The organism is Pseudomonas sp. SED1, assembly GCF_034044025.1.
Taxonomy (GTDB): Bacteria; Pseudomonadota; Gammaproteobacteria; order Pseudomonadales; family Pseudomonadaceae; genus Aquipseudomonas.
Window position 1 is genome coordinate 1 of the sequence record NZ_JAXCIS010000133.1, and the last position, 3,638, is coordinate 3,638.

Genomic DNA, 3,638 nt, shown 5'->3' on the forward strand with positions numbered 1-3,638 from the left:
GCGGTGTACACCGTGAAGAGCATGTCCCCGTCGTCAGTGGGCGGGATATCGTTGACCTGGCGCCCCAACCGATGTTCGATCGTTCCATCAGGCCCGCCCGCCAGAAACACCACTTCAAGCAACGCCTCGTCCGGCCAGCTTTCCTGAAACGGAAAACGCACAGTAGCTTCCGCCAAGTACGGGTCGAGTTGCTCGTCAATGGCTTCATCAATCGTGGGCGCCGGCCATTTGACAGACTCCCCCTTAACCTCCAAGTGCAAATTATCCGAACGCTTGTCCGGCACCCCTGCGCCTTGCAGCAGGTAGTGCACAACAACCGTTCCCTGGGCAATGGCCGCGACCAGCGCATGGGGAATATCGAAATCATAGGTCCGGTTGGAACCTGCCACGATCGTGATGCTGGGGGTATGTGGAACCGAGACGCCATCACGGTCTGTACCGGCCCAGATCAGGGTTAGCACGCTATAAGCAGAGGCGTCGGCGCGGCCCACATGGGTTGAAATGATGACGTCCCGACCTCCCAGTTGCTCCAGGTCGATCTCCCGTTCAGTAACGGGAAACTTAACCCAGGGAGGGTCAAGCCGGTCACTGTCGGCATGCACATCCACCCATTGCGCCGCCGACCAGCGCGCCCATTCGTCCGGGTAGTTTCCGGTAGGCCCCATGACTTGGAAGGCCACAGGTAGCACATCGCTGTTGCCGGCGAGGGCAATGGTTGTAGGGTCAACAATGATCTTAATGTCGTTGCCTACTTCGTCTGGCTGAACCCAACGCGTAATGATCTGGGAGCCCCAGGCAAGCGTGATGCGGTCGTAGGCCGCCATGTTCTCCCAATACCGGAAAGTAGCAATAACGCCTTGCGTGGCACGTGTTTCGTCAATCCCGTCCAGCAGCACATCGGGTGGCAGTTCAAATACCAGCCCCTGATGGCCCGGCACCTGATTGTCAGGATCGCGCCCAGCAGGGCGTTGCAGGTTCACCCGAACCCGCAACGGCAAGGTCTCGGAAAGATTGCCGCCGTCACGGATCACCCTGGCGAACACAGGGTCGGCCCAGAACTCTTGAATACGGTCCTGGGTGACGGTAAACGGGATGCGTGTCAGCCCAGCGTCCCCCTCCCCCAGAAAATTGAACGCTACCGGCTGGGTGAGACTGCCCCAGAACAGCTGAAAGAAGGTGCCTGGTGGCGTGGCATCAGGACGGTCGATATACACCACCAACGGATGTTCGACGTGCCGCAAGCCGATACCGCAATCGGCGTTGTCCGCATCACCGGGAATGGGTGGCTGACTCAGCGAAATCTCAACGGGGGGTAACAGGTTGGTGGTTACGCCGGACTGGGGCATGGCAAAGGTCCTCGATGGAGCACTCGGTATGGTGACTCCAAGCAAATACCCAAACGCAGGGTTTGCCTACTGTCAGAATTAACAGGTGGCGTCGCTACCTGTTAATTCTGACAGTAGGCAAACCTGTGCTGCAGGTGTCTGATAACGCTCACGGACGCCACCGTATTCCGACGAAGCGCCAAGGCCCGATCAGGAGATACACCATGCCCAGCAAAAGCACGACAGAGAACCCCAACGCTCTCAGCGAGAAGCAACCCAAGAACCTCGACCGGCTGATTATTCCCGGTATGTCCCAAGGCGTCTCGGGTTACGACGGCGGGGTGCCCGCGTGGTTGCTGGCCAGTGGTCTGACAGTACAGGTCGATAAAAACTGGGCGGCAGTTGAAGGCGACATCATTACTGTGGCCGATATCAGTGATCCATCGAACACCAAGCCCCTGGCGATCAAAAAACTGCAGCCCGGAGAGCAGGAACAGAACCGCTATTTCCTTACACTGCATAAAGCGGACCTGCCTGACGGCGACATACAATTGGGTTACGCGGTGTACTACGGCGGCGGCAAGGAATACGACGTTTCCTCCCCACTGCATGTCTTGATCAAGACCGACATTCCCGCAGGGGACGACAGTGGCTTTCCTCCAGAAGGGCATCCTGCGCTCAAGTTCAGTTTGTCGACGTATGAAGTCTTTCCCCCGACCGCTCCCCTTGGTGTGACAGCGACCATTGAGCCTTATCCGAATATGCACGCAGACGATAAGCTCCATTTGAATTGGGGCCAGACAAGGATCACCCAACAGGTCGCAGGCATAGGGCAACCCACGGAAATCACCGTCAGCCACGAGCAGATTATCGACGCCGGTGACGGCTACGACTTGCTGGTGGATTTCTACGTCGTCGATGTGGTTGGCAACCGTTCGCATCGCCGGTCGAAGTACCTGAAAGTACTGGTAAGCCTCGATGAATCCACGCCCGACGGACCGGGCATCATTACCGATGACCCTGTCGGATATATCGACCTGGAACGGCTCGCGGGGACAGATCTGAAAACCGAGTTGTTCACGGTTCGCAATACCGGCTTGGTCGGCGATATGTACGACTTCACTTTCCGCGCGTACCCGCAGTTAGGTGGGGTGATTGTGTACCGCGCTTTCGAACCCGTCGTGCAGCGAGGGGTTCCGGTGAATATCTATGTTCCTTACGGCGTTGTACGTGCCGCTGCGGGCGGAAGGATAGAGGCCCGGTTTATCTTGAGGAAATTGCAAGCGCCCTTTGAAGTACCTTCGAAGAAAAGCTCGGCCCAGGTGGTGGGTTCGATCGTACGCCTCGACGCTCCCTACTTCGAAAATTACCCTGACCATGTGATAGACCCGATTCCGGATTTTGCGGTGATGGTGGTGCCCTGGTACGAATGGCGTAGGCCGGACGATGAAATCACCATAATCGTGCGTTTCGTGAAATCTTCCAACGACACTATCGTCTTCGCCGAGCCCCGAGTGGTGGGTAGTTCGTGGCCCGCCGGCTCGCCCGTCAAGCGGCTCATCTACCGCAAGGATCTTGAGCAGTTCGCGGGCTACACCCCGGAGGTCTATTACGTGTACCGGGCCTCAGGTGTTCTGGCCAGTTCAGCAGACCTGAACGAATCCTTGCGCCAAGTCGTGCGGATCGGTTGATCACACCTTCACCTTCGTGGCCTGGATCACCCAGGCCACTGCGCCTGCTGACCGAAGTCGCCAACATCTCGCACGACCTGCGCACCCCGCTGGCTTCGCTGCATGGCTACCTGGAAACCCTGTCGCTGAAAGACGCCAGCCTGAGCCCGGAAGACCGCCGACGTTACCTGGGCATCGCACTGGACCAGAGCCGTAAAGTTGGCGGCCTGGCGCAATCGCTGCTGGAACTGGTGCGCCTGGAGCACGGGTTTGTGCAGCCGGTGATCGAAGGGTTTTCGCTGCCGGATTTGGTGCAGGACATCTTTCAGAAATTCGAACTGACAGCTGAGGCGCGCGGCATCACCTTTAGTGCCAGCTTGCCACCGCAGGTACCGACGGTGTTTGCGGATCTGGGGTTGATTGAGCGGGTGCTGACCAACCTGCTGGATAACGCGTTGCGGCATACGCCGGTTAAGGGGGATATCGAAGTGACACTAATTCCCAAAGGAGACGGTGTTGAAGTCACCATCAGCGACAGCGGTCCGGGGATTGATGCGGAATTGCGCGAAGGTTTGTTTTTGCGGGCATTTACAATTGGTGGTGCCCGCCGTGATGGCGGGCTAGGGCTGCGGATTGTGCATCG

General features: G+C 58.1%; 2 protein-coding genes and 1 pseudogene. 2 read left to right on the forward strand and 1 reads right to left on the reverse strand.

What is annotated here, in order from left to right; genetic code table 11:
* Nucleotides 1-1,346, reverse strand: a 1,346-nt coding sequence (locus tag SNL23_RS16865; RefSeq protein ID WP_318302857.1) for a hypothetical protein, incomplete at its 3' end; no start/stop codon positions are given.
* Nucleotides 1,347-1,549: 203 nt separating this feature from the next.
* On the opposite strand from SNL23_RS16865, the gene SNL23_RS16870 reads away from it, so the two are divergent.
* Nucleotides 1,550-3,016: a hypothetical protein gene (locus SNL23_RS16870; RefSeq protein WP_318302858.1), complete on the forward strand. Its 1,467-nt coding sequence runs from the start codon at nt 1,550-1,552 to the stop codon at nt 3,014-3,016.
* A gap of 56 nt (nt 3,017-3,072) precedes the next feature.
* A pseudogene (locus tag SNL23_RS16875) lies at nt 3,073-3,638 on the forward strand (sensor histidine kinase); the annotation flags it as partial.